Annotated in this window: 1 pseudogene; it reads right to left on the bottom strand. The window is 30.3% G+C overall.

The window, feature by feature from the left end:
* A pseudogene (locus tag AC1DUW_RS29075) lies at positions 1-1,217 on the bottom strand (hypothetical protein); the annotation flags it as partial.
* Between the last annotated feature and the right edge of the window lie 133 nt (positions 1,218-1,350).

The raw sequence follows: 1,350 nt of genomic DNA, 5'->3' as shown, positions 1-1,350 counted from the left end.
CGTTGTCTTGCTTCATATCCACCTCGACGCCCGTCTCCTCCAAGTTTAGGCTTTAACCCTCTAATTGATAGTAGGTCATTCAAATAGATTTCTACTATTTCTTCATTATGCCTTGCCTTGGATAAAAAAAGGCTGCAAAGTGCATCAAATACATCTACATCTACATCAGACAATAATTGTACTCGGTTCCATGCTTCTTTAACAATTGCATGCTCAATAATTGATGTGTGATTGTACTCTATAGGGATAATTTGTATAAAACCTTCTGTATTACCTTTTTGAATAGGTGTTGCAGGCCAGGGGATATCCCCATCATTTCCGAAATTTTTTTTATAGATGGCGTCTCTAACTGATTGGTACGGGGCACTATTCATCACAAGCAAATGGTCTTGAATAGTAAAGTTGAAAGAAAAATCTCTTATTGTGGATAATAATAAATCTGATGTTTGAAAAGAATCTTTTTTAAAACAAAGAAGATTTTCTATTTTTTCAATCGTACTGGTTTCTAAATTAAATTCAAAAATAATTTTATCAACCCACTCTTGGGTATACCCATTTACTATATATGTTATTTTCGAAACAAATTCTTTGTTTTCAGCAAAATTTTTAGTGAGAAAATGATAAAATAATTTATTCAATTCTTGAACATCAAGTCTTTCCATTTCATTAAAGCCAATTGATATGGCTATTTCTTCAAGGATACATTCTTTTATTTGAAGTCTAAACCAGCTATTGAATTCATCCCAAACAGGTTTTTCAGCCAAAAATGTATCCTTTTTCAAAATTTTCTCCATTTGATATATTGAATCTTCTATTAACTGTTTTTCTTTTAAAATAGCATGACTTTTAGAAGAAATTCTTTCATATTCACATAAAAGGTAAAACACAACATTTTGAGCTATTTGTGATATCGTTTCGTTTCTCGCCGTTAGCCTCAACTTGGCAAACAGTTCTTCATTTTCTTTATATGCATTCTCCCAAATAACAAAGCTTTTATTATTTAATCCATCTTTAAACGTTAGAAAACCTGTCGAACCCTCCAGCTTATGTGATTTGAATACCTTATTGAAATCATGATATTGATTGTTTTGTTCATAAATGCAGAGTACCAAAAAATTATTAATTTTACTTGACCAACGATTCGATAGATACTCAATACTATCATTCGCTTCGCTACGATCCATTGTTTCACTGTGTTTATGATTACTTTTCTGCATAAATACCTCCTAGACAATACCTAAATCGATATACAAAAACACTCAATGTTTTAGATGATATATATGTAGTGAAATATGATTATTTTAACTATGTGAAATAAAAATCAGAATAATATACTATTAGAAATTTTTC

The sequence above is a fragment of the Peribacillus sp. P4_C12 genome (assembly GCF_056402095.1).
The sequence above is the reverse complement of the archived record's forward strand: the minus strand, read 5'-3'. Positions and strand labels throughout refer to the sequence as shown.